This is a genomic window from Sphingobium fontiphilum, assembly GCF_014196635.1.
Taxonomy (GTDB): Bacteria; Pseudomonadota; Alphaproteobacteria; order Sphingomonadales; family Sphingomonadaceae; genus Sphingobium; species Sphingobium fontiphilum.
The window spans coordinates 384476-409024 of record NZ_JACIEB010000003.1 but is presented as its reverse complement, the minus strand read 5'-3'; the positions used below and the strand labels follow the sequence as shown (position 1 = coordinate 409024).

The 24549-nt window shown below is 64.4% G+C and carries 27 protein-coding genes; 16 read left to right on the top strand and 11 right to left on the bottom strand.

The window, feature by feature from the left end; translation table 11 throughout:
- The first annotated feature begins 374 nt into the window (after positions 1-374).
- The 4 genes from GGR44_RS09165 (at position 375) to GGR44_RS09150 (ending at position 3071) form a co-directional block, all read left to right on the top strand.
- On the top strand, positions 375-719 hold the full coding sequence (locus tag GGR44_RS09165; protein ID WP_183955245.1) for a hypothetical protein: 345 nt from the start codon (positions 375-377) through the stop codon (positions 717-719).
- Positions 720-751: 32 nt separating this feature from the next.
- Positions 752-1099: a hypothetical protein gene (locus tag GGR44_RS09160; protein ID WP_183955244.1), complete on the top strand. Its 348-nt coding sequence runs from the start codon at positions 752-754 to the stop codon at positions 1097-1099.
- A gap of 120 nt (positions 1100-1219) precedes the next feature.
- On the top strand, positions 1220-2440 hold the full coding sequence (locus GGR44_RS09155) for an aromatic ring-hydroxylating oxygenase subunit alpha (protein WP_183955243.1): 1221 nt from the start codon (positions 1220-1222) through the stop codon (positions 2438-2440).
- A gap of 247 nt (positions 2441-2687) precedes the next feature.
- Positions 2688-3071 carry a transposase gene (locus GGR44_RS09150; RefSeq protein ID WP_183955242.1) on the top strand — a complete coding sequence of 128 codons (384 nt, stop codon included), beginning with the start codon at positions 2688-2690 and terminating at the stop codon, positions 3069-3071.
- Positions 3072-3156: 85 nt separating this feature from the next.
- On the opposite strand, the gene GGR44_RS09145 is transcribed toward GGR44_RS09150, so the two are convergent.
- Entirely contained in the window at positions 3157-3666 is a 510-nt protein-coding gene (locus GGR44_RS09145; RefSeq protein WP_183955241.1) for a hypothetical protein, read from the bottom strand.
- Positions 3667-3751: 85 nt separating this feature from the next.
- Here GGR44_RS09145 and gyrB point away from each other — a divergent pair, with 85 nt between their 5' ends.
- Genes gyrB through GGR44_RS09130 form a run of 3 tightly spaced genes read left to right on the top strand, consistent with a single transcriptional unit; the run spans position 3752 to position 7607 of the window.
- Complete coding sequence (gene gyrB / locus GGR44_RS09140) at positions 3752-6271, top strand: DNA topoisomerase (ATP-hydrolyzing) subunit B (protein ID WP_183955240.1); 2520 nt, start codon at positions 3752-3754, stop codon at positions 6269-6271.
- A 2-nt stretch (positions 6272-6273) separates the two neighbouring features.
- Positions 6274-6822, top strand: a complete 549-nt coding sequence (locus GGR44_RS09135) for a COG3650 family protein (RefSeq protein ID WP_246344440.1) — start codon at positions 6274-6276, stop codon at positions 6820-6822.
- Positions 6823-6857: 35 nt separating this feature from the next.
- Complete coding sequence (locus GGR44_RS09130) at positions 6858-7607, top strand: DJ-1/PfpI family protein (RefSeq protein WP_183955239.1); 750 nt, start codon at positions 6858-6860, stop codon at positions 7605-7607.
- Positions 7608-7805: 198 nt separating this feature from the next.
- Here GGR44_RS09130 and GGR44_RS09125 read toward each other — a convergent pair whose 3' ends face one another.
- The 6 genes from GGR44_RS09125 to GGR44_RS09100 form a co-directional block, all read right to left on the bottom strand.
- Positions 7806-8186, bottom strand: a complete 381-nt coding sequence (locus GGR44_RS09125; protein WP_183955238.1) for a c-type cytochrome — start codon at positions 8184-8186, stop codon at positions 7806-7808.
- Between the two features lie 238 nt (positions 8187-8424).
- The gene (locus GGR44_RS09120) at positions 8425-9489 is read right to left on the bottom strand and encodes a DUF1176 domain-containing protein (protein WP_183955237.1); all 1065 of its coding nucleotides are present in this window, start codon (positions 9487-9489) and stop codon (positions 8425-8427) included.
- A gap of 68 nt (positions 9490-9557) precedes the next feature.
- Complete coding sequence (locus GGR44_RS09115; protein ID WP_183955236.1) at positions 9558-10793, bottom strand: NupC/NupG family nucleoside CNT transporter; 1236 nt, start codon at positions 10791-10793, stop codon at positions 9558-9560.
- A 341-nt stretch (positions 10794-11134) separates the two neighbouring features.
- Positions 11135-11620 carry a DUF2721 domain-containing protein gene (locus tag GGR44_RS09110; protein ID WP_183955235.1) on the bottom strand — a complete coding sequence of 162 codons (486 nt, stop codon included), beginning with the start codon at positions 11618-11620 and terminating at the stop codon, positions 11135-11137.
- Positions 11617-11907 carry a DUF2061 domain-containing protein gene (locus GGR44_RS09105; RefSeq protein ID WP_183955234.1) on the bottom strand — a complete coding sequence of 97 codons (291 nt, stop codon included), beginning with the start codon at positions 11905-11907 and terminating at the stop codon, positions 11617-11619. The genes GGR44_RS09110 and GGR44_RS09105 overlap by 4 nt, the downstream gene beginning before the upstream one ends.
- Positions 11908-12009: 102 nt before the next feature.
- On the bottom strand, positions 12010-13218 hold the full coding sequence (locus tag GGR44_RS09100) for an LL-diaminopimelate aminotransferase (RefSeq protein WP_183955233.1): 1209 nt from the start codon (positions 13216-13218) through the stop codon (positions 12010-12012).
- A gap of 155 nt (positions 13219-13373) precedes the next feature.
- Here GGR44_RS09100 and GGR44_RS09095 point away from each other — a divergent pair, with 155 nt between their 5' ends.
- From GGR44_RS09095 to clpS, 3 genes are all read left to right on the top strand, one after another.
- Positions 13374-15113, top strand: a complete 1740-nt coding sequence (locus GGR44_RS09095; protein ID WP_183955232.1) for a PHA/PHB synthase family protein — start codon at positions 13374-13376, stop codon at positions 15111-15113.
- Positions 15114-15273: 160 nt separating this feature from the next.
- A complete protein-coding gene (locus tag GGR44_RS09090; RefSeq protein WP_183955231.1) occupies positions 15274-16107 on the top strand; it encodes a phasin family protein in 834 nt (277 codons plus the stop codon).
- 184 nt (positions 16108-16291) lie between these two features.
- A complete protein-coding gene (gene clpS, locus GGR44_RS09085) occupies positions 16292-16627 on the top strand; it encodes an ATP-dependent Clp protease adapter ClpS (protein WP_183955295.1) in 336 nt (111 codons plus the stop codon).
- A gap of 705 nt (positions 16628-17332) precedes the next feature.
- On the opposite strand, the gene GGR44_RS09075 is transcribed toward clpS, so the two are convergent.
- Positions 17333-18241, bottom strand: coding sequence for a LysR family transcriptional regulator (locus tag GGR44_RS09075; protein WP_246344436.1), 909 nt, complete (start codon positions 18239-18241; stop codon positions 17333-17335).
- Between the two features lie 116 nt (positions 18242-18357).
- On the opposite strand from GGR44_RS09075, the gene GGR44_RS09070 reads away from it, so the two are divergent.
- The 4 genes from GGR44_RS09070 (at position 18358) to GGR44_RS09055 (ending at position 20434) form a co-directional block, all read left to right on the top strand.
- Positions 18358-18909, top strand: coding sequence for a carboxymuconolactone decarboxylase family protein (locus GGR44_RS09070; RefSeq protein ID WP_183955230.1), 552 nt, complete (start codon positions 18358-18360; stop codon positions 18907-18909).
- 71 nt (positions 18910-18980) lie between these two features.
- Positions 18981-19598, top strand: coding sequence for a pyridoxamine 5'-phosphate oxidase family protein (locus GGR44_RS09065; protein ID WP_183955229.1), 618 nt, complete (start codon positions 18981-18983; stop codon positions 19596-19598).
- On the top strand, positions 19595-20059 hold the full coding sequence (locus GGR44_RS09060) for a nuclear transport factor 2 family protein (RefSeq protein WP_183955228.1): 465 nt from the start codon (positions 19595-19597) through the stop codon (positions 20057-20059). Before GGR44_RS09065 ends, GGR44_RS09060 begins: the two co-directional genes overlap by 4 nt.
- Positions 20060-20287: 228 nt before the next feature.
- The gene (locus GGR44_RS09055) at positions 20288-20434 is read left to right on the top strand and encodes a hypothetical protein (RefSeq protein WP_183955227.1); all 147 of its coding nucleotides are present in this window, start codon (positions 20288-20290) and stop codon (positions 20432-20434) included.
- Here the strand turns inward: GGR44_RS09055 and GGR44_RS09050 are convergent.
- The 3 genes from GGR44_RS09050 to GGR44_RS09040 all read right to left on the bottom strand — a co-directional run bounded on the left by GGR44_RS09050 (position 20421) and on the right by GGR44_RS09040 (position 22170).
- A complete protein-coding gene (locus tag GGR44_RS09050) occupies positions 20421-21224 on the bottom strand; it encodes a sterol desaturase family protein (protein WP_183955226.1) in 804 nt (267 codons plus the stop codon). The two genes, GGR44_RS09055 and GGR44_RS09050, sit on opposite strands and share 14 nt — an antisense overlap.
- A 2-nt stretch (positions 21225-21226) precedes the next feature.
- Positions 21227-21688 carry an EF-hand domain-containing protein gene (locus GGR44_RS09045; RefSeq protein WP_183955225.1) on the bottom strand — a complete coding sequence of 154 codons (462 nt, stop codon included), beginning with the start codon at positions 21686-21688 and terminating at the stop codon, positions 21227-21229.
- A gap of 80 nt (positions 21689-21768) precedes the next feature.
- Positions 21769-22170, bottom strand: a complete 402-nt coding sequence (locus tag GGR44_RS09040; RefSeq protein WP_183955224.1) for a hypothetical protein — start codon at positions 22168-22170, stop codon at positions 21769-21771.
- A 146-nt stretch (positions 22171-22316) separates the two neighbouring features.
- Here GGR44_RS09040 and GGR44_RS09035 point away from each other — a divergent pair, with 146 nt between their 5' ends.
- A complete protein-coding gene (locus GGR44_RS09035; RefSeq protein WP_183955223.1) occupies positions 22317-23042 on the top strand; it encodes a response regulator in 726 nt (241 codons plus the stop codon).
- A gap of 4 nt (positions 23043-23046) precedes the next feature.
- Positions 23047-24387 (top strand): ATP-binding protein, encoded by a 1341-nt coding sequence (locus tag GGR44_RS17150; protein ID WP_183955222.1) that lies wholly within the window; start codon positions 23047-23049, stop codon positions 24385-24387.
- Positions 24388-24549 lie beyond the last annotated feature (162 nt).

Below are 24549 nucleotides of genomic sequence, written 5' to 3'. Positions count from 1 at the left end.
GTGGGCGTGTGCGACCTGCCGTTCGTGGTGGGCACGCCCGACCAGCAGCGCGCCTCGCTCGAACTGTTCGGCCGCGAAGTGCTGCCCGTGGTGCAGGGCTGGGACATGTCCCGCTTCGTCCAGCCCCTCGAAGCACAAGCCGCCGAATAACCATCCACAAACACCCAACCCACCAAACACGCCAACGCCGCCGCCTCAATACCGCCGCGCCGGTCTTTTGTGCCGCTTCGAGTGGACGGGGTGTCAAGGAAAGGCTGTTCAGGGTGGTGCGGGAATGCTGCATAGAGAGTGCATGATGGCCTGCCGGTTGTGCAGGCGGTGATCAGGGGTGTTTCCGGCCGGGCGAACCGGCGGGACACGGGAGGGGATGCGCGATGACCGAAAGTGTGAATCTGCCTGCGGGTTTCGAGGATCTTGCGCCCTATGCGGCGGTGTGGGGTTCGCTTGAAACGCAGGAGGAACGCTATCTGCAGCGGCAGCACAGCACGATGAAGGACCTCAAGGCCTATTACGATGCGACGGCGCCACGCCTGAACGCGATCTTCGACCATCTCGACCAGTTCCCGATGGATGCGCTGCCCGATTCCGAGGCGCTGCTCTATCGCACCGCGCTGGGGTTGACGGAGACAGCAATGGCGATCGAGGTGTTCAACCAGCCGCGCGTTCCCTACGCCCCGTTTCCGCACAAGATGGCGATCGAGTGGAACGAATATCGCTGAGCGCGGCGCCGCACAAATAGGATACTCAGCCCATGAACCATCCCGCCTTGCCTGAAAATTTTGCTTTTCTCGCGCCGTTCGTTGCCACATGGGGCGACCTGCACACGCAGGATGAACGCTATCGCCGCCGACAGGAGTTGCCGCAGGGCGAGCTGGAGGCGTTCCACGCCGCGCTGGCGCCACGGCTGGAGGAGGTGTTCACGCATCTCGACCAGTTCGATCCCCAAGCCCTGCCTGAAGCCGAGGCATTGTTGTTCCGGGTCGTGCTGGGGCTGACAGAGGCCAGCCAGGCGGTTGAGATTTTCGGTCAGCCCCGCGTGCCCTATGCGCCGTTTCCGCACAGCGTGGCGATGGAATGGGTCGGGTATCAGCCGCACTGACCGGGCTGCGGCAGACAGGGCAGGGGTGCCGATAGCGCAAGCTGGCGCAAGCAGCGCGATGGCAAGAGAGGAGCAGGCGCCACCGGCGCTGGACACGACATGGCAAATCTGAGCGAACACATGACGAAGGCCCGCGACATGGGTCTCGACAACGGCCGGGTCCCGGTGGAATACTACACTTCGGCCGATTATTTCCGCCGCGAACAGGACATGATCTTCCGGCGCGCCTGGCTCATGGTCGGGCGGGTGGACGAAGTGCCCGAACCCGGCGATTATATTGTGCGCGACCTGCCGACGCTCAAGGCCAGCGTTGTGATCGCGCGGGGCAAGGACGGGAAGGTGCGTGCCTTTCACAATGCCTGTTCGCACCGCGGCGTGGCGCTGGTCTGCCAGGAACGCGGCAACGCGATGACGTTCCGCTGCCCTTATCACGCCTGGGTCTACCGCATCGACGGCTCGCTCAGCGCGATCCCGGCCGAGCAGGATTTCCCGCATGTCGACAAGGCGACCAGTGGCCTGGCGCCGATCCATCTCGATAGCTGGGCAGGATTCATCTTCCTCAACTTCGCGCAGGAACCGGAGGCCACGCTGCCGCAGTTTCTCGCCGGTCTGGACCAGATGCTCGAAGGTGCGCCGTTCGAACAGTTTCCGTTCTGCATCCGGGTGACGGACGAGATCGACTGCAACTGGAAAAACCTCGTCAATGCCTTCAACGAGGGCTATCATGTGGCTATCCTCCACAGCAAGACGCTCCGCCCGGCGGTGGTGCCCAAGGAAAACCCGCACCTGCACTACCTTGATGTGAAGCACTTCGGGCCGCACAGCGCTGGTACGGTCCAGCGCAACTTCGATTACAACCCGCAGGCCCCGGCGCTGACCTGGGTCTATGCGCAGATGCTGCCGACTTCGGCGCCCGATATCGCGGCGATCGAGGAGGGGCGCGCGGGCTTTTACGAGCACCCTGGCATCAACCGGCTGAAGATCCCCAACTTTGGAACCGAGACGATTACGATCTTCCCGAACATCTCGATCCAGCCGCTCGCCAACGGCTATCTGTTCTATCAGTTCTGGCCGATCAACGAAGGCCGGATGCGCACTGAAGTGCGCATCTACAGCCGTCACGCGCCACGCACCCTGCGCGAGGAATACGCCATGGCCAGCACGCTTGCCGCCACGCGCGATGTGGTGGTCGAAGACATGGCCATGTCGCGCCTGCAACAGATCGGCTTCGAATCCGGCGGCAAGACTCACCAGCAATTCGGCCAGAACGAACCTCTTCTGCGCATGTTCACTCGCGATTATGAAGCCTATCTTCAGGGCAAGGGTATGGGGCAGCCCTAGGCGGGATCGCCATTCCCGACTCCCCCATGGTCTGAAGGCTGATTGATCGGCCTCCGTGTTGCGGCGCGGAGTGTGCGACGGCGGTCAAGCGATACGAATGGAGCGACTGGCAATGGGCGCAGGTTGCTGCGTTATGGCCGGTGGAAGAGGGTGCACCGACGCTTCAGCCGCTGGCGCCATGCCGGCGTGTTGGAGCGGGTGTTCGCTGCGCGCACCGCTGGCCAGGTCGGCGACATCACGCAGGCCCTTGACCTTGCTCGACGGTCAGACCGGGGTTGCCGTGCTCGCCGATAAAGCCCATGACGGCAATGCCTTACGCGCGCTCATCGCCGACATGAGGGCTAAGGCCGCGGTCCCCTCGAACCGCGCACGCAAGCTGCTCATCCCGCACGACGCCGGCATCGACAAACACCGCAATCGCATCGCACGCTGCTTCAATCGCCCCGAGCACTTGCGCCGCTTCGCTACCCGCCACGATCGACGCACGGTCCACTGCGACGGATTCGTCCCTCTCGCCGCCGCCATGGTCTGGCTAGGTGGAATGGCGATTGGCGCTAGTGTGGTGGATTTGAAATTCGCCACATTAAGCGGCCAGGCGCGGAGCGAATTTCAAATCCTTAAACCACACTAGAATCATATAGTTGCTAGTGACCCTTTTGAATCTGAAGTTCGCTCCGACCTATCCATCCAATGTGGCGAACTTCAGATTCGGGTCACTAGAAGGCGATCAGGCGGATATAGGCGCTCGACACCCAGCCGCTGACGCAGGGACCGTCATAGGCCGCCTTGCGCTCCACCGGGGATGAGACGCCGCAATCGACCGGTTCGCCGCCGGTTTCGTTGCCAGCCTCATTGGTCACGGGCGTTACCGGCGCGGGCTGCACCACCACGCCCAGCCATTTCTGGTCGATGCTGCGGGTGCAGACATAAGCGCGGTCGCCATTTTGGAGCCGCTCGACCTCGCGCGCGTCGGCAAAGGGCGCGGCGCGCAGCGCCAGGCCGCTCGCGCCCGCCTGCACCACCCGGCCCAGCGCGCCGCAAGCGTCGAGCCGGGGCCCATCCTCCCCGATGGTCACCGGGCGAGCCAGCGGCTGTTCCATGCGGCTTTCGGGCACCTCCTCGCGCGCCGCCTCCGCCAGCGCGCTGTTGGGCAATTCGTCGGCCACTTCGCGACGGTCGGAACAGCCGACGGCAAACAACAGGAGCAGGGGCAGGGCATAACGCATGGCCGGGTTGATAAACCGGCCCGCCAAAGGGGGAAAGGGCCATGTTTCGCTTTAGTTTCACGGGGCAATTTCCTATAGCCCGTCCATGAGCGAAGAACCCCAGAACACCCCCAACAATAATGAATATGGCGCCGACAGCATCAAGGTGCTGAAAGGCCTGGACGCCGTGCGCAAGCGGCCCGGCATGTATATCGGCGATACCGACGATGGCAGCGGCCTGCACCACATGGTGTTCGAGGTCAGCGACAATGCGATTGACGAGGCGCTGGCGGGGCATTGCGATCTGATCACCATCACGCTGAATCCCGACGGGTCGGTCAGCGTCGAGGATAATGGTCGCGGCATCCCGACCGGCATCCATAAGGAAGAGGGCGTGTCGGCGGCCGAGGTCATCATGACCCAGTTGCACGCGGGCGGGAAGTTCGAGAACACCAGCGACGACAACGCATACAAGGTGTCTGGCGGCCTGCACGGCGTGGGCGTGTCGGTGGTGAACGCCCTGTCCGAATGGCTGGACCTCAACATCTGGCGCGACGGGCAGGAACACTGGATGCGCTTCGCCTATGGCGACGCCACCGCGCCGCTGAAGGTCATCGGCCCCGCGCCTGAAGGCAAGAAGGGCACGCGCGTGACCTTCCTCGCGTCGACCGAAAAGACCCCCGGCGACGGCGGCACCTTTAAGAACCAGACCGAATATGATTTCGACAAGCTGGAGCATCGCTATCGCGAACTGGCGTTCCTCAACAGCGGCGTGCGCCTTTTCCTGGTCGACGCCCGGCATGAAGAGCGCAAAGAGGTCGAGCTTTATTATGAGGGCGGCATCGCGGCCTTCGTCAAATATCTCGATCGCAATAAAAATGCGCTGATGCCCGATCCCATCGCCATTGCGGGAACCCGCGACGACGTGACCATCGACGTCGCGCTGGAGTGGAACGATTCTTACTATGAAAATGTCCTCTGCTTCACCAACAACATCCCGCAGCGCGACGGCGGCACGCATCTGGCCGCGTTCCGCGCGGCGTTGACCCGCACGCTCAACAATTATGCGGAAAAGTCCGGCGCGCTGAAGAAGGAGAAGGTCTCGCTCACCGGCGAGGATATGCGCGAAGGGCTGACCGCGATCGTCTCGGTCAAGCTGCCCGATCCCAAATTCTCGTCCCAGACCAAGGACAAGCTGGTGTCGTCCGAAGTCCGCCAGCCGCTCGAAAGCCTGATGGCCGACAAGATGGCCGAATGGCTGGAGGAAAACCCCGCCCACGGCAAGATGATCGTGCAGAAGGTGATCGACGCCGCCGCCGCGCGCGAAGCGGCGAAGAAGGCGCGCGAGCTGACCCGGCGCAAGGGGGTGATGGACATCGCATCCCTGCCCGGCAAGCTGGCCGACTGTCAGGAACGCGACCCGGCCAAGTCCGAACTTTTCCTGGTCGAAGGCGATTCCGCCGGCGGTTCGGCGAAACAGGGGCGCAACCGCCATTATCAGGCGATCCTGCCGCTCAAGGGCAAGATTTTGAACGTCGAGCGCGCCCGGTTCGACCGGATGCTCTCGTCCAAGGAAGTCGGCACCCTCATTCAGGCGATGGGCACCGGCATCCGCGACGATTTCAACCTGGAAAAGCTGCGCTATCACAAGATCGTCATCATGACCGACGCCGACGTCGACGGCGCGCATATCCGCACGCTGCTTTTGACCTTCTTCTATCGCCAGATGCCCCAGATCATCGAGGCGGGGCACCTCTTCATCGCCCAGCCGCCGCTCTACAAGGCGACGCGGGGCCGGTCGGAAGTCTATCTCAAGAACGAGGCGGCGCTGGAGCAATATCTGGTCGACAATGGCGTCGATCACATGGCGCTGGAAACCGGCGAGGGGCCGCGCACCGGCAACGACCTGCGCAAGCTGATCGACCATGCCCGCCGGATGCGCGCGGTGATGCGCTATGTCCCGCGCCGCTATAACAGCGCGATTATCGAGGCGCTGAGCCTCAACGGCGCGCTCGATCCCGAATTGTCGGCGACGGCGCAGGCGCAGCGGCTGGCCGCCACGGTCGCCTGGATGGGCGCGCAGGACAGCGAGGGATCGTGGGTCGGCCGCATGTCGGAGGAAGGCGGCTTCCATTTCGAACGGCTCTGGCGCGGGGTCACCGACCATCATGTCATCGAACGCGCCTTCATCGGGTCGGCCGAGGCGCGCAAGCTGCACGGCATCGCGGCGGAGGAAGCGGGCAGCTACTTGACGCCCGCGCGTCTCGTCACCATCCGCGCGGCGCAGAGCGCGGCCAGCGCAAGCGAAGAAGCGGGCGAGGACGACCTGCCTGTCGCCGCCAAGGGCGCGACCCTGGTCACCCGGCCCAGCGAATTGCTCGACGCCATATTGGCCGCCGGGCGCAAGGGCTTGTCGATCCAGCGCTACAAGGGTCTTGGCGAAATGAACGCCGAACAATTGTGGGAAACCACGCTGGACCCTGATGTCCGGTCGATGTTGCGGGTCGAGGTGGGGCAGGCGGATGTCGCCGACGAGATATTCACCCGCCTGATGGGCGATGTGGTGGAGCCGCGCCGCGAGTTCATTCAGGACAATGCCCTGAACGTCGCCAATCTGGACGTTTGACGATGCGGCGGCGGCCCTGTCCCTTGCTGGCGGGGCTGCTGCTGGCCGCAAGTTGCGCGGCGCAACCTGCCGATAATGCGGCGACGGCCGATAATGCCACGTCGCCCGCCGACAATGGCGTCATTGCGCCGGTCGCCAGTGGCGACATCGCAAACGCGGCGGTGGCCAATGCCGTAGCGCCCCAGTCCCCTGCGGCGCGGCCTGTCGATTCCCGGCAAGCGGCGCCGTCGCCTCGCCCGGCCAGGGCGCCCGATCCCGATTATCGCGCCATCGGCACCGAACCCTTCTGGGCCGTGACGATCAGCGGCGACCATTTGCGCCTGACCCGGCCCGACCATGATCCGGTCGAGCGCCGGGGCCTGATCCGCGACGACGACGGGCGCACGCTGCGCTATCAGGCGGCGGACATCGCCATCATCGTCACCCCCGGCCCGTGCAGTGATGGAATGAGCGACGCCGTCTGGTCGGACCGGGTCCAGATCGCCTTTGCCGAGGGCACGTTGAAAGGCTGTGGCGGCGACCGCGACGATGGGTGGAAAGACGCGCCCTGATCGTCTTGCAGGGATGAGAAGCAGGAGATCGCCCGATGACCGACGCGTCCGCCAACGCCCATCCCTCGCGCAGGGACATGCTGCTGGCCGCTGGCGGCCTGTCGTTGCTGGCGGCGGCCACGACTGCAACCGCGCAAGTGCCCTTTGAGCCGCCCGTTCCCCCGACCGGCGAGAAGAAGCGGCTGGGCATGGTGTTGTTCGACGGATTTCAGTTGCTCGATGTGTTCGGTCCGCTCGAAATGTTCAGCCACGTGCGCGACCGGGTCGAAATCGTGCTGATCGCGCAAAAGGCGGGCCCCGTCAAAAGCGCCGCGGGACCGGTGACTCTCGCCGACTTTGGCTTTGCCGACGCGCCAAAGCTCGACATCGTGATGATTCCCGGCGGCGGCGGCACCCGGCGGGAAGTGAACAACGCCGATTTCGTTGCCGGGTTCAGGGCGCTGGCGCAGGCGACGCCGCAGGTCGTCGCCATCTGCACCGGATCGGCGGTGCTGGCGCGCACCGGCCTGATCGACGGCGTGCGCGCGACCACCAATAAGATGTCGTGGAAATGGGCGACGGGGCAGGGCGCAAAGGTGCTATGGGTGCCGCGCGCCCGCTGGGTGGAGGATGGCAAGTTCATCTCCTCCTCGGGCATATCGGCAGGCACCGACATGGCGCTGGCCCTCATTGCGCGCCTCTATGGCAAGGACATGGCCCAATGGGTCGCCAACCGCGCCGAATATCGCTGGCACGATGATCCCGCCGACGATCCCTTTGCCCGGATTAACGGGTTGGTCGATTAGGCAGCCGATTCATGCGCGAGGGGGCCACCGGCGCAATGACGCAAGATGGACCACCCGATCGCGCTCGAAGCCGTGCAGCGGATCGATGCGCAGTTCGATGGCGAACGCGGCGGCAACGGCCATCCCCTCCCTGTGAATGGCGGACAGGATATTGAAAGCCGACGTGCAGTCCACATTGCACTATGGAATGTTATTGGATCATTTGACCGGCTTTTTGAGATAGGCGATCAGGTCGGCGCGGTCTTCCGCCTTGGGGATGCCGGCAAAGATCATGCGGGTGCCTGGAACCGCCTTCATCGGTGCGGTCAGGAAGGCGTCGAGCGTCGCAGCGTCCCAGCTCTTGCCATATTTCTTAAGCGCCGCCGAATAGGTGAAGCCAGCCACGGTGGCTGATTTGCGGCCCACGATGCCAGCCAGTGACGGGCCCATCAGATTCTTGCCGGCTGCGGTGGTGTGGCACACTGAACAACGGGCAAACACCGTCTTGCCCTTGACTGGATCGCCCGCCGCCATGGCGGGCGTGGCGGCCAGCACGGCGGTCAGCAAAAGGCCGGTTGATGCGAGCCGAATACCTGTCATTCAAACTTCCCTTCGCTTGGCAAAATGCATGCGATTCACCCATCGCCCCGCCAGCGGCATAGCGTTGGATCGCTGGCCACAGGATGAACGAAATTGCCGCACTGCGGCAATAATTTTCAGCGAGCACGCTCGAAAATCCCGGCGGGGCAGGGGCTGCCGGCCCATGTCCCCCTGCCATATCCAGTTTGCGAAGCGACAAGCCCATGGACTGGTCAGGCGGAGATCGCACGGGGACCGGCTATTGGGAGACCATCGCCGCCCAGGTGGTCAGCCAGTGCCATGCGCCCCGGCATTCGCCCATCGACGTCGCTTCGATCAGGCGAAAGCGGGCGCCGTCCCACACATAGCTTTCGCTGCCGCCGCAATCGCCGATGCCGCGCCCCTTGGCGAAACTGTCGAGACGGGATGTTTCGGGGGTGAAACCGGCATTGACCAGCATGGGATTGCCCTCGTCCGGGTTCCAGCCCGGCGGAAAGTCGAACAGCGCCCAGGCAAAGCTGCGTCGACCGGCAACGCCGGTGGCGATCAGCGGCGCGCTGTTGAAATTATAGGCGCCCGATCCGCAGGGCAGCAGCACCAGCGTCTGGCTCCTGGACAGAGCGAACAATTGTGGCTGCGGTCCGTCTTCGCTCCATTCCTCCGCGCATTGCGTCATGCGCCCGGCGGCGGCCAGTTCCTCGCGCCACAGGGCGGCGGGGCGGATGTCCTGCGGGACAGCCGCGCGCTGGATGACCGGCGCCTTGGGCGCGGGCCTGACCGCCGATCGGCCGAGCGGTCCGGTGGCGAGGAGGGCGGTGACGGTTCCTGCCCGGCCCTGTCGCGCATCCATGAAACGCAATGCCGCCGCCACGCCGCTGATCGACGGGCGGCCGACGATGACGTCGTTGACGCGCACTTCGAGAACCGAGCCGCGCGCCATGGCGATGGCCAGCGCCGACGCCTGTGGCCCCAATATGCGCGCTTCATCGTCCTTCACCGCGGCTGAAGCGATCTTGCGTCCGTCGACATGGAAGCTGACGGCGCCATGGCCCAGGCCGTCGCTGCCCGATGCCCACACTTCGGCGTCGGCGTCCGCCCCCGCGTCGCGCACCACGCCGACCATGACCGGCTTTTCGGGCCATTCGCCGCCTTCGGGAAACAGCGATACCGCTTCGCACCGCGCGCGATTGTCGCAGGCGATGGTCCAGTCGCGATAGGTTTCCAGCTTTGACGGGCGCGGACGAAAATCGATCGTCAACGCCTGGCCGCCAACGGCGATCAGGCCCGCTGCTAACGCCACGACCAGTTTGGCTTTTGCCCCCATGGGTTAACCATAAGGGATTTGCGCCCGAAGCGATACCCCCATCGTTACACAGGCGTTACGCCGGCGGATCATCGCAGGCTGAGCATCAACCCCGCCAGCGCCGCGCTCATCAGATTGGCGAGGCTGCCAGCCACCAGCGCCTTGATCCCCAGTTTGGCGATCATCGGCCGCTGATTGGGGGCGAGGCTGCCGGTCACCGCCATCTGGATGGCGATGGAGCTGAAATTGGCGAAGCCGCACAGGGCGAAGGTGACGATGGCGATGGTCGAAGGCGACAGCACGCCCGCCGACTGACCAAGCGTGATATAGGCGACGAATTCGTTGAGCACGACCTTGGTCCCGAACAGGCCGCCCGCCACCTGCGCCTCCTCCCACGGAATGTTGAGCAGGAACATGACCGGGGAAAAGACATAGCCCAGCAATTGCTGGAAGCTGAGGTCGGGGAAGCCGAACCAGCCGCCGATGCCGCCCAATATGCCGTTGGCGAGCGCGACCAGCGCGACGAAGGCCAGCACCATGGCGCCGACCGCCACGGCCAGCTTCACGCCGGTCTGCGCGCCCTGCGCCGCCGCCATAATGAGGTTGGCGGGGCGTTCCTCCTCATGGCTCGCTTCGGGCAGGATGACAGGGTCGATTTCCGGATCGTCGGGATTGTCGGGCATGATGATCTTGGCCATCAAAATGCCGCCCGGCGCGGCCATGAAACTGGCGGCGAGCAGATAGTCGATCTGGATGCCCATGGAGGCGTAGGCGGCCAGGATGGTGCCCGCCACGCCCGCCATGCCCGACGACATGACGGTGAACAGCTGCGCCGGGGTCAGCCCGGCCAGATAGGGGCGGATGACCAGCGGGCTTTCGCTTTGTCCCACGAAGATATTGGCCGCCGCGCACAGGCTTTCGACCTTGGACACGCCCGTCACCTTGCCGATCGCGCCGCCCACCCAGCGCACGACCAGTTGCATGATGCCCAGATAATAGAGGATCGAAACCAGGCTGGCGAAGAAGATGATGACCGGCAGGGCGGCGATGGCGAAACTCGCGCCGCCGACCTCCGGCCTGGCGAGCGGGCCGAAGATGAAATCGGTGCCCGCCTGCGCATAGCTCAGCAGATTGGCGACCCCGCGCGACATGCCCGCGATCACCGCGCGCCCGGCGGGAACATAGAGCACCAGCAGGGCGATCCCCGCCTGAAGCGCGAACGCCGCGCCCACGACGCGCGGGCGGATGGCGCGGCGGTTGGACGACAGGGCAAAGGCGATGGCGAGGATGAGGAGAATGCCGGCAAGGCCGATGAGCAGATGCATGAAGGACTTTCGATGCAGACAGGGCGCGGATGGGCGCGACTATAGCGCCCCGCACCGTCGAGGCCAGCGCCTTTGCCGCCCGCGCCCGCCCCCCGGCTCAGTCCGACGGCCCGATGGCGACCCGCATCGCCGCCCGCTCGGCGGCGATGCTGGCGCTGGCTTTGGCGCAGGCGGCTCTAGAGCCTGATCCGAAACCCCTGCGGGTCGGTCTGGCGGGTCTTTTTCGCGCTGATTTCGTCGCGATCTTGCCACGATGTCCCGGCATCGCGGCGACGATCGCTCCTTATCAGCACCAAAAATCCCTCGCCAACCCTCCGCCGCCGGCGTTTCGGATCAGGCTCTCAGGCTCCACCTGTCGCGTTATTCTCTTCCGCCTGATGATAGAGCACTTCGTTGCGGATATGGATGGTCCGCGACGCCAGCCGGATCTCCTGGATAAAGGTGGCGAAGGCCGCCGCCTGCAACACCATGGCCATGATGAACAGCAGCGCGATGGCGGTGCCCAGATGGGCGTTGAACAGTTCCGACGCGAACAGCAGGATGACGACCAGACAGATGGCGCAGCCCGATGCGACCGACAGGAAGATGGCGCCGTTGACGACGCTCATCCGCCGGTCGAGCACCCGGATTTCCTGCACCAGCCGGTCATGTTCCGATCCCCGGCTGCTCAGCACCCATTGCTCGACCTTGCGCGCCCGGTCGATGACCCGCGCCAGGCGCCCGGCGCAGACATTGAGGAATGCGCCGATGCCGGCGAGCAGGAACACCGGGGCCACCGCCAGTTGTATGGTCTGTGCGACCTGGGCGACCTGCGGATAGGCGATCATGCCAATGGCGATGTCGTTTCCGCTGGCTCTGCCGGACGCGCCGCGACGGCCTCTTGCGTCGGCGGCAGCACCGGCAAGCCCCAGCTGACCTGTGCCCATACCCGCTCATGGAAATAATAGAGGAAGATTTTCGTGATGACCTCGGTCGAGGCGATGGCGCCAGCCGCCTTGAGATTACTGGTGAACAACATGCCCAGGATGAACGTATCGATGCTTCCCAATGTCCGCCAGCTGATGGCTTTCAAAAAGGATCGCGGATTGGATTCCTTGCCGTTGAATAGCAGCATCGGCTCTCTTTACCCCTTGCCCGGTTCCGGTTCGTCCGGTTCAGCAGGTCCGCCATGCCCTGTTCGGGCGATCGTTTCAATCGCCCGAAACAGTCCATGCGATCAGACAGCGCCCCGCGCCGGTGTGTTGACGCCCATGGATTGCAGATATTTCTTCACGTTGCGGGCGGCCTGCCGCAGCCTTTGCTCATTTTCGACCATGGCGATGCGGACATAGCCTTCGCCATCCTCGCCATAGCCCACGCCCGGCGCCACGGCGACCTTGGCATGGGTCAACAACTGCTTGGAAAACTCCAGGCTTCCCATATCCTTGAGCGCAGGCGGCAACGGCGCCCAGGCGAACATTGACGCCTTGGGCGCGGGAATGTCCCACCCGGCGCGGCCGAAGCTCTCGACCAGAACATCGCGGCGCTTGTGATAGAGTTCGCGGTTCTTCTGGACGATGTCCTGCGGGCCGTTGAGCGCCGCGCACGCCGCCGCCTGAATCGGCGTGAAGGCGCCATAATCGAGATAGCTCTTCACCCGCGTGAGCGCCGAGATCAGCTGCTTGTTGCCCACGGCAAAGCCGATTCGCCAGCCCGCCATCGAGTAGGTTTTCGACAGCGATGTGAACTCGACCGCCACATCCTTGGCGCCGGGCACCTGCAGGATGGAGGGGGTGGGATTGCCGTCATAATAAAGTTCGGAATAGGCAAGGTCCGACAAGACCCAGACCTTGTTCTCCTTCGCCCAGGCGACCAGCCGCTCGTAAAAGGCGAGGTCGACCGTTTCGGCCGTCGGGTTGCTGGGATAGCCGACCACCAGGATCGACGGGCGCGGCACGGTGAAGGCCATGGCGCGATCAAGCGCGCGCCAATAATGTTCGTCCGGCGTCGTCGGCACCGACCGGATGGTCGCGCCCGCGATGATGAAGCCGAACATGTGAATGGGATAGCTGGGATTGGGGGCGAGCACGACGTCACCGGGCGCGGTGATCGCGGTGGCGAGGCTGGCCAGCCCCTCCTTCGACCCCATGGTCACGACCACTTCGGTTTCCGGGTCCAGATCGACGCCGAAACGGCGGCCATAATAATTGGCCTGTGCGCGGCGCAGGCCGGGAATCCCCTTGGACTGGGAATAGCCATGGGCGCCGGGCTTCTTCGCCACCTCGATCAGCTTTTCGATGACATGGTCGGGCGGCGGCAGGTCGGGATTGCCCATCCCCAGGTCGATAATGTCCTCGCCCGCGGCCCGCGCGGCGGCCCGCATCGCGTTCACTTCGGCGATGACATAAGGCGGCAGGCGTTTCATGCGGTAAAATTCTTCGGACATCGTCGGGGCTTTCCTGAGCTTGGCTCCAGTGGGAAAAATACGTCGACGCGGCTTTGCGGCGACCACGGGCGGCTATATAGCGGTTATCGGAAGCGCGCCAGAAAAAGCGATGCCCGGCGGGCGGCCAGCAGGATACCAGCAGGAGAAGGGTGGCCATGGAATCCCAGCAGACGATCGAACCGCGCTTGCCCACTTTGAGCGAGATGCAGCAGTGGACGAATGTGATCGGCCGGGCGCAGCAATTGCTGATGGAGCATGCCGCCGGAGTCGCCGGCCATGCGCTGCCTTTCGACGCGGAAGCGATCGCGGGCATCCAGACCAGCTTTGCCGATGAAGGGCTGGCGCTGTGGCAGCGTTTCATCGATTCGGGCGGCTTGCTGCGCGAACAGCCGGCGGCGCCCCCCGCCGACAGCCCGACCGCGCGCCGCGACCGGCGCTTTGCCGATCCGGCCTGGACCCAGAACCCTTTTTACGACCTGATCCGGCAAAGCTATCTGCTTGTTTCCGATTACATGACCCGGCTGGCCGACGCGGTCGACGGTGTCGATCCCAAGGCGAAGGCGAAACTGCGTTTCGCCACCAGTGGTATGCTGGATGCGATGGCGCCCAGCAATTTCGCCATGATGAACCCGACCGTTGTCCAGAAGACCATCGAGAGCGGCGGCGAAAATCTGGTCAAGGGTTTGAAGCACATGCTGGCCGACATGCAGAAGGGCCAGTTGACGCATACCGACGGCGCCGCATTCGAACTGGGGCGCAATATCGCGTCGACCCCGGGCAAGGTCATCAAGGAAACGCCGCTTTACCAGCTCATCCATTATGAGCCGACCACGCCCAGGGTGCTGGAAACGCCGCTGCTGATCTTTCCCCCGTGGATCAACCGTTTCTACATCCTCGACCTGACGCCCGAAAAGAGCTTCGTCAAATGGGCCGTGGATCAGGGGATCAGCGTGTTCCTGGTCTCCTGGAAATCGGCCGATGCGTCGATGAAGGATCTGATCTGGGACGATTATATCCTGCATGGCCAGATCGACGCGATCGACACGGTGCGCGACCTTCTGGGCGTGCCCAGCGTTCACGCCATCGGCTATTGCGTGGCGGGTACGACCCTGGCCGCGACGCTGGCCTTGCTCACCGCGCGGGGCGAGGCGGACAAGGTGGCGAGCGCGACCTTCTTCACCGCGCAGGTCGATTTCACCCAGGCGGGCGACCTGACGCTGTTCATCGACGATGAGCAATTGAAGCTGGTCGACCAGCTTTCGTCGAGCGGTTTTCTCGACGGGCGCTATATGGCGGCGACCTTCAACCTGCTGCGCGGGCGCGACCTCATCTGGAATTATGTCGTCAACAATTATCTGCTGGGACAGGATTATCCGCCCTTCGACCTGCTCCACTGGAATGGCGACACCACCAACCTGCCCGCGCGCTGGCACAAGGATTATCTGATCCGCCTCTATCGCGACAATCTGCTCGTCACGCCCGGCGCGATCAGCATCGACGGCACCCCGATCGATCTGTCGCTGATCCAGACCCCCGCCTATGTGCAGGCGGGCAGGGAAGATCATATCGCGCCGATCGAGAGCGTGTGGAAACTGACCGAGCATCTGTCCGGTCCCATCCGCTTCCTGCTGGCGGGGTCGGGGCACATCGCGGGCGTCATCAACCCGCCATCGGCCGGCAAATATCAATATTGGACCTGTGACGAAGATCAGCCGTCGCTCGCCGACTTCATTGCGCATGCGAAAGAAACGCCCGGAAGCTGGTGGCCCGACTGGCTGGAATGGATCACCGGGCTGACCCCCGCGACCGTGGCGGTGAAGGGGGGCAGACGGCCGGGCAAGGGCAGGCTGAAGGCGCTGGAGGACGCGCCGGGGCGCTATGTGCGCCAGCGCTGACCAGCCTTTTCTTTGAAAAGCCGGGCTTTGCGCCAAGGCTTGCGACCCATGCCCGGACAGGCGCGCCCGGCCGGCAATCTTTTTATGCTGCACTGCACAATAACCCTTGAAACGAATCGGGGAATCGATTATTGTGCATCGCAGCAAAGGAGATTGGTCCGTGGCTGTTACCCCGAAAAGCTCCGCTTCCAAGCCGGTCCGTAAAACGGTCGCCAAGCCCAAAGCGACCTCGACGCTGTCCGCCAGCGAGGCGCTGAAGGCTGCCGAGGCCGCGATTACGCCAGCGCCCGTCAAAAAGGCGCCCGTGCGCAAGCCCAAGCCCGACGTGGCGAAGGAAAAGCCCGCCGTGGAAGCATCGGAAACCGCTATCATCGCGGCGACCACGGCGATGGATGCGGCCCCAGAGCCGCCGATCGAGGACAAGGAAGAGGCGTTGGTCGAAACGCCCGTCACGAAGCTTACGTCAGCCAAGCCCATATCGGAGCCGTCGACACTCTCGGCGCCCGTCCCTGTCATAGAAGGAACGAAGATGATGAACGATGTGATCGAAACCGGTAAGAAGTTCGCCGAAGAAACCAAGGCGAAGCTGGAAACCGCCTATGCCGACCTGAATGAAAAGGCGAAGGTCAGCGTCGAAAAGTCGACCAAGGCTCTGGAAGAAATGAGCGATATCGCCAAGGGCAATGTCGAGGCGCTGGTCGAATCGGGCAAGATCGCCGCCAAGGGTCTGGAAACGATGGGCCAGGAAGCCGTCGACTACACCAAGAAGAGCTTCGAAAAGGCGACCGCCTCTTTCAAGAGCTTCTCGACGGTGAAGACCCCGACCGAATTCTTCCAGCTTCAGAGCCAGCTCTTCTCGAGCAGCTTCGACGAATTCACCAAGGAAGCCGCCAAGAGCAGCGAAGCGATGATGAAGCTGGCCGGCGACGTCGCCCAGCCGCTGACCGCTCGCGTGACGCTGGTGACCGACAAGGTGAAGGCTCTGGCCGCCTGATCGGCGTCCTGACAGTCTGACCGTTTCGAGAGCGGCCTCTTTCCATGCGGGAAGGGGCCGTTTTCCTTTTCTTTCTTAACCATCGCTTTGTCATGCTCTTGCGCGCACCCTCTTGTCAGCGCAGGGGGACATGCCATATTCTCCCCCAATGATGGAGATGACAGGCGCAACAGGCCCGGTGCGGATGACCGACAAGGATCAGGACGATGGCGGTACGGGCGGCGGCCCCCATGTCGGCATCGCCACCCGTACGCGCACCCGCACGCGCAAGCCCTCGCTCTACAAGGTGCTGATGCTGAACGACGATTACACGCCGATGGAATTCGTCGTGCTCGTGCTTCAACGCTTCTTCCGCATGGATATGGAGGAAGCGACCCGCGTCATGCTGCACGTGCATCAGCGCGGCGTCGGCGTCTGCGGCATCTTCAGCTATGAAGTGGCCGAGACCAAGGTGAACCAGGTTATGGATTTCGCCCGGCAGAACCAGCATCCCCTGCAATGCACGCTGGAAAAGGCCTAGCGCCAATCGCCATTCAACCTAGCCAGACCATGGCGGCGGCGAGAGGGACGAAGCGGTTGAATTGGGCGGTTCGTCGATCGTGGCGGGTAGCGAAGCGGCGGATATGCTTGAGGCGATTGAAGCAGCGTGCGATGCGATTGCGGTGTTTGTCGATGCCGGCGTCGTGCGGGACCTTGCAAGGGGATCTGATAACCCTCTTATAGGAGCTTGCTTATCGCCAGCCGATGAACCAATGGCGGCGTTCTAACCCCAAGATCTGACTTATGAATGACCGCTATCGGGGCGCGTGTCGCCGGAAACGCAACGCCGTTTCGTAAGACTTTGCGGTCATTCCCGCTTGGAGTTGACAGCGGCAGGTTCATTGCAAAAGCCCGACGCCCGGCTCGCTGGGGCACTGCGCGCCATGTTCGCGTGATCCGACGATGGTGCGCGCCAGTTATCCCCGCCGAATGGGCGGCCGAAGCCGTCGCCTGGCTTTGCACGCCCGCCGCCGACCCTTTCCTCGGCAAGGATATTGCGTAAAATGCCGTGTGGACCGAAAGCGCCAAGGAGCGCGTCACCAACCTCGGCCTGCTCCGGAAGACTAGAGCGACCGGCTTTGGGTCGGCAGGCGCCGCGACAATCGCTGAAAAATGTTGAGCCAGTTGCTTTTGGAATGGCGAGTGCAAATCTTGTCTCGGGAGTCGTCTGGAACGCGCCATTCCCTCAGCCCGGCTCACCTGCCAGCCCGGTTTTCAGACGCGGTGCGGCAAAGTCCAGGAAAGCGCGCAGCTTGAGCGGCAGGATCGGTTGCGGGTTGTGGACCAGGTGCACGGGGAGCGGCTCGGTTTCAAACGCTTCGAGCACCTTGACCAGACTCCCCTCCGCGATCGCCCGCACCGCCTGGTAAGACAGCACGCGAATGATCCCTGCTCCCGCAAACGCGGCGTCAATCGCCCCGCTTGCCGTATTGACCGAGAAGCGTGGGCGGATGGCCAAGGCCTTCGCACCCTCGCAAGATTGGAACAGCCAGGTGCTGTCCGTGTGGACCCGCTCGAACCCCACACAATCATGTTGCCACAGATCCGCGGGCTTCGCCGGGGCGCCGCGGCGCGCGAGATAATCGGGGCTGGCGCAAGTGATCCAGCGGACAGCGCCCAGTCGCCGGGCGACAAGGCCGCTGTCCGACAGATCGCCGATCCGCACGGCCAGGTCGACGCGGTTTTCGATGATGTCGATCGTCGCGTCCGAAAGCGTCAGGCGCACGCTGATGTCCGGATAGGCCGCGAGGAAATCCAGCACCACCGGTTGGACATGAAGCTGCCCGAACATCACGGGCGCGGTGATCAGCAGTTCACCCCGGGGCATGCGATACTCGCCGCTTGCCAACCGTTCGGCATCGTCCAGTTCTTCGAGGATCTGGCGGCAGGCAGCCACGTAGGCCCGGCCCGCATCGGTAAGCAGCAACTTCCGGCTGGTGCGCACCACCAGCTGGGTGCGAAGATGCGTTTCCAGATCTGACACCCGCCGGCTCACGGTTGGCAGCGGCACGCCGAGCCCGCGCGACGCCGCGGAAAGACTGCCCCCGTCGACAGCGGCGATGAGCGTGCGCATGGCTTCGAACCGGTTCATCATCCTTCCATAATCCGCAAGGATCATTTCCGAAAGTGATAGATGCTCCGCATTTGTGAAATGTTCTAGGTCTTGGTCACCGACCGATCCCCGGCCGCCTTTTCGACAAGGACCATGTCATGCCCCGCATTTCCCAGCCCGCCACCATTGCCGATGCGCCCGAAGCTTCGCACCCGCTGCTCGAAGCCGTCGTCAAGCAGCTCGGCTCGGCTCCCAATCTCTTCCGCCTGGTCGCCGTCAGCCCGCAGGCGCTGGAAGGTTACCTCGCCCTGTCAGGTGCCCTCGGCAAGGGCGCGCTCCCCGCTGCGACCCGCGAACGAATCGCGCTGGCGGTCGCCGAGATCAATGGTTGCGACTATTGTCTCTCGGCCCACGCCTATCTCGGCAAGAACCTCGCCCGGCTCGACGATGCCGAAATCGCGGCGAACCGCAGCGGCGCCTCGAACGATCCCCAGGCCGACGCGGCCGTGCGCTTTGCCGCCCGGGTCGCGGCAACGCGCGGCCAGATCAGCGATGCCGAGTTCTCGGCGGTGAAGCTGGCCGGCTACAGCGACGCGCAGATCATCGAGATCGTGCAGCATGTGGCGCTCAACATCTGGACCAACATGTTCAACAATGTGTTCCAGACCGAGGTCGACTTTCCGCTCCTGGCTGCCCGCCAGGCGGCCTGATCGCAAGGGCGGTGGGCGGTTCGTTCATTCGGCGTCCGCCGCCTCGCGCCACCTGTTGCGGAGGTCTGAACATGCTATCGAGCGACATCGCCTTCACCGCCAGCGTCAAGGCGATCCAGACGGCTCGCGGATCGCGCGAAGCCTATGCCCGGATCGAACAACGCGGTGGGTTCCGTACCAGGATCAGCAAGGATCTGATCGACTTCCTTGCCGGGATCGACACCGCCTATCTCGCCACGGCCAGCGCAGCCGGTCAGCCCTACGCCCAGCATCGGGGTGGACCACCCGGTTTCATCAGAGCGATCGATGAGCAGACGCTGGGCTTTGCCGATTTCGCCGGCAACCGCCAGTACATTACCACCGGCAACTTGGCCGAGAACAACCAGGCCTTCCTGTTCCTGATGGACTACGCAGGTCGTCGCCGCATCAAACTGTGGGGCTGTGCGCGGGTGGTAGCAAACGATCAGGAGCTGGTCGCGCGGCTCTTGCCGCAAGACTACCCCGCCCGGGCTGAACAGGCGATCCTGTTCACGGTCCTCGCGTGGGACGTGAATTGCCCGCAGCATATTCCTCGCAAGCTCGATGCCGGTGATGTGACGAAGGCTGTCGCTAAGCTTGAAGCCCGTATCGCGGCGCTCGAAGCCGACAACGCATCGCTCCGCGCCCGGATTGAAAGGACCAATCCATGAGCCGCCCGCCAGTGCCCCCGTTCACCGAGGAAACCGCCGCCCTCAAGGCGCGCGCCGCCGAAGATGCCTGGAACAGTCGCGATCCCGCCCGCGTTGCGCTCGCCTACACCCCCAACAGTCGATGGCGGAACAGGGCCGAGTTCATCACGGGGCGAGCCGCCATTGAGGCCTTTCTCACCCGCAAATGGGCTCGTGAGCGCGATTACCGGCTGATCAAGGAAGTCTGGGCTCATGCCGGCAACCGCATCGCCGTGCGCTTCGCCTACGAATACCGGGATGACAGCGGCAACTGGTTTCGCGCCTATGGCAACGAGAACTGGCAGTTCGATGGAGCAGGCTTGATGGAGCGGCGTATCGCCAGCATCAACGAGCACCCGATCGCGGCGACGGACCGCCTGTTCCACTGGCCGCCAGGAGCGCGCCCTGACGGCCAACCCGGACTCTCCGAGATTGGATTGTAGAGTTGTGTGCAACTGTTCCCGCGGTCCTACCCTATAATGTGTGAGCAAAATTCCTTGGATGTTCGAAGAACGACTGGTCTTACTCGAACCGGTCGCTCCCCCTGGCCCAGGCGAACGCCTCAGTCTGGTCGGCTGTCGGCTCTCCGTTCGGCGGTTCGGCCAGGACCGGGACGCTCATCGTCGAGTTAATGGCTAAAGCCGGCCAATACATGCCGCGGGAGCAAATGAATGGACGGATCGGAAGCGCTTGGCCTCGGCGTTTGTCGGTCGGCGGCGATGGGGGCGGTGTTCATGATCGGCGACGGCCTGTTCGGGCTGCTGCAACAGGGCTGCGGTTCGCCACATCCCGTCCGGCGCGCCATCATTTCACCCTGACCATGGCTGTCCAGCGATCGCGCCAGCTCGTCGCGCGGGCGACATCGGTGGCGATGCCCGCCCATTCGCGCAGCGCGAGCTTCACGGGATTGGCTTCGCGCGCCTTGCCGACCAGACCATAGCGTTTCTCGACATCGCTCTCCGGCGCGATCGTGCCGAACAGGCGGTCCCAGACGATCAGCATGCCGCCATAGTTGCGGTCCAGGAACTCCGGGTTGCTGGCATGGTGGGCGCGGTGATGGTGCGGCGTGTTGAAGATCCATTCGAGCGGGCCGAGGCGCGGGACCGCCTCGCTATGCAGGAAGAACTGGAAATTCAGGTTGACCGCCAGCAGCACGGCCACGACGCGCGGGTCGAAGCCCAGTGCGATGACCGGGAGGTAGAACAGCCAGCCCAGCGACAGCGTGTTCGTCCAGCCCAGCCGCAGCGAGGACAGGAAGGTCAGCTGTTCGGCGCTGTGATGCACGCTGTGGGTGGCCCACATCCAGCGGATTTCATGGCTCGCGCGGTGAAACCAGTAATAGGCGAACTCGACCGCGAAGAAGCCGATCGCCCAGCTTTGCCACTCGGTGGCCGGAAAGCGATGCGGGGCATAGGCCCAGACCGTGGTGAAGGCGGCTGCCAGCACTGCGGCGTGCAGCGCGCCCGCGACGAGATTGCCCGCCACCAGCCCGGCGGTGGTCAGCGCCGCGCGCCCGTCATAGCCGCGCCCGGAACGGAGTCGCCAGACCAGTTCGGCCAGGATGGCGACTGCCGCGATGCTGAGGAAAAGGGGGGAATGGTGCGCCATGGCTATTTCCGCCTAGCAGCCATCGCCGCCTGCATCCGCTCGCGCGCCGCGTCGAACTCGGCCTTCGTGACCTCGCCATCGCCATTGGCGTCGGCAAGCATGAACATGCGGGGTGGCGAGGACCCCATTTCGGCGCGCGTGACCACGCCGTCGCCATTGGCGTCGCTCTGGCCGATCATCCCGGTCAGCTTCGCATAAGCGTCGGGGCGCAGCTTCGCGAGCCGTGGGAAATCGGTCGGGCTGACGACGCCGTCGCCATTGCGGTCGAGCTGGCCGAACTGGCTCTGGCGAAAGGCGGAAAATTCCGCACTGGTGACGCGACCGTCGCGATTGGTGTTGGCCTTGTCGAACCATTGCAGGGGTTCGCCGCCGCCCAGGCGGCCCATCTGCGCGGCGACCGGGCTCGCGCCCAGTGCCAGGACGCCGATCTGGCAACCGATGAGGAGAAGGGAGAAGGTCTTCATGACGCTGCTTTCCAAAGAGGGGGGCACGCCGGGCCGTTTGGGGGGTCAGGAGGAGCCGACCCGGCGTGCGGTGCGCGGGATCAGTAGGGGCTGGTTTCCCGCGTCACTGTGCCGGTGGAGCCGTCGGGGCGGGTGCGCGTGGTCACGGCGTTGACGCTGCCGTCGTCGTTGCGCACCGCGCTGGTCGAGCGACCCCAGCTGGCGCCGTTGTTGGTGGTGTGGCTGGCGCCGCCTTGATAGCTGCCATCGCCCCAGTTCGCGCTGCGGCTGGAGGAGACGCCGCGACCGCTGTTCGTCTGGATGTCGCGATTGACCGAAGTCGAACCCGGCTGGCGGGTCACGGCGCGCGAGCGGTTATAGCCATGGCCGTAGGCGCCTTGCGCGCTGACGCTCCGGCTGCGCGTGCCCGCCTCGGCGGCGGTGGCGGCAATGCTGCCGGCCAGGGTCAGGCCAAGGGCGGCCGCGGTCAAAAAGGTCTTCATGGTTTGTCTCCTTGCATGAGGGGGATCATGTCCCGCTGGAGACCGGTTTGCCGGTGCGTGGTAACGGCTGGACGAACCGTCGGAATCATAGGGTGACAAAATGTAACAGCGCTTGCGGCCGCAAGGCGCGATGGCATTCTGCGGGGATGGAAGACCCGAACCGCCCGCATGTCGCCGTCGTCGAGGATGATGATGAAATTCGCGATCTCGTTTGCGGCCTTCTGATGCGGGAGGGCTTGCACGCCCATCCTTGCCGCACGACGGCCGAGTTCGAGGCGCTGGTGCAACGTCAGCCAGTCAACATGGCGCTGGTCGACATCATGCTGCCGGGCGAGGACGGCTTGTCGCTATGTCGTCGTGTCCGCGCGGCCGGGCAGCTTCCCCTGATGATCCTGTCCGCGCGCAGCGACGATGTCGACCGTATCGTGGGGCTTGAAATCGGCGCCGACGATTATCTGCCCAAGCCCTTCAACCCGCGCGAACTGGTGGCCCGCGTGCGGGCGCTGCTGCGTCGTTCGCAGGCGAGCGAGGCGACGATACAGCCGCCCGGCCTGCGTCGCTATGCGTTCGAAGGCTGGCTCTGGGATGTCGATGCCCGCAGCCTGATCGCGCCGGACGGTTCCGCGCTGGAGCTGACCGGGGGCGAGCATGACCTGCTGCTGTGTCTGGTCGAGCGCCCGCAACGCGTCCTGTCGCGCGAGCAGCTGCTGGACTGGACGCGCGGGCGGGAAGCCGCCCCCTTCGATCGAACCATCGACGTGCAACTGGGGCGGGTTCGCCGCAAGCTCGCCAGGGTTCCGGGCGGAGATGCCCTGATCAAGACCGTGCGCGGCGGCGGCTATGTGTTCGTCGCTGCCGTGCGGAAGGTTTGATCCGGTGGGCACGACGCTGTCATTCCGCATCGGCATGGTCATGCTGGTCGGCTTCATCCTGATGCAGCTTCTGCTGCTGCTCGTCTGGCAAACGCCGGGCCGGGGCGGCGCCGACGCGAACTACGGCCTGCCCGCGCCCGCTACGCTCGCCCGCATGGTCGACGCGATGGAGCGGGCCGGACCTGCCGGGGCGGCCGAACTTGCCGACAGCTATGACGGGTCGATCTTCACTGTGACGATCGGGCGCACGCCACCCAATGATTTTCGCGAAGTGCCGACCGCTCTGTCTGAACTTGCCAGCCGCTACCGCCGCGCTCTTGCCGATCACAATGTGGTCGTGGACGGCGGGCCGGGCGTGTTCGGCGCATGGATGGGTGATCGGGCGAGGCCGATGCGGTTTTTCGTCCCGATCCGCCTGACCATCTGGATGCGCGACGGGCGCGTGCTGATACTGACCGGGCGGCCATCGCGCGCGCTCAGCGCCTATCTCGCGCGGCGCAGTCTGCTGGGTGCCGTCAGCGGCGCGCTGCTCCTGCTGATGCTCTGGATCGCGCTGCGGCAGACCACCCGGCCGCTGCGCCGCCTGACCCGGGCGACCCAGGCATTGGGAGACGATCTGCGCGCGCCCGACGCGACCGTGGAGGGCAGCCGCGAAACGCGCGCGCTGGCGCAGGCCTTCAACGACATGAAGGCGCGGATCGTCTCGCTGATGGATGAGCGAACCTTCATCCTCGCCGGCATAGCGCACGATATGCGAACCTATCTTACCCGGCTGCGCCTGCGCGCGGAGTTCATCGCCGACGATGGCCAGCGCGCCCGCGCCGAACGAGACCTGGACCAGATGTCCGCGCTCCTCGACGACAATCTGCTGTTCGCCAGCATCGATCGTCACAATGTGACCCCGATGCAACGGATCGATCTGTCGGCCCTGACGCGCGCGTTGGTCGAGGCGCGGTTCGAGGCGGATCGCATTGCGGTGTCTGCCCACGAGCCGGCTCTGATCGAAGCGGAAGCGGCCGGGCTGGAGCGGATATTCGGCAATCTGGTCGACAACGGCTTCCGCCACGCCGATCTCATGCGAATAGCCGTCCGGCAGGACGCACACACCATTGTCTGGCAGTTTGAGGACAATGGCCCGGGTGTCGCGCCCGCAGATTTGCCCCAACTCGGCTTGGCCTATCATCGGCTGGATCCTTCCCGCAACCCAAAGGCGGGAGGGGCGGGCCTTGGCCTCGCCATCGTGCAGGCGCTGGCAGACGCCATGAGGGCGCAAGTGGCGTTTGGAACGTCGAACGACGGCGGTTTGCGGATCAACATCGTCTTTCGCAAGAATGCGACGACATAGTCCAAAGCTTGATCGGTCGAGCAGGATCTTGTGGCAGCTTTAGCGGGAAGCTGCCGCTCACAATATTGATCGTGAACTGCCGACCCTGGTCGGCAACCGCCGGAATAGCAGATGGTCGGCTGCCAGGGCGACCGACCCCCGCTGTCTGTGCCCATGGGGTGC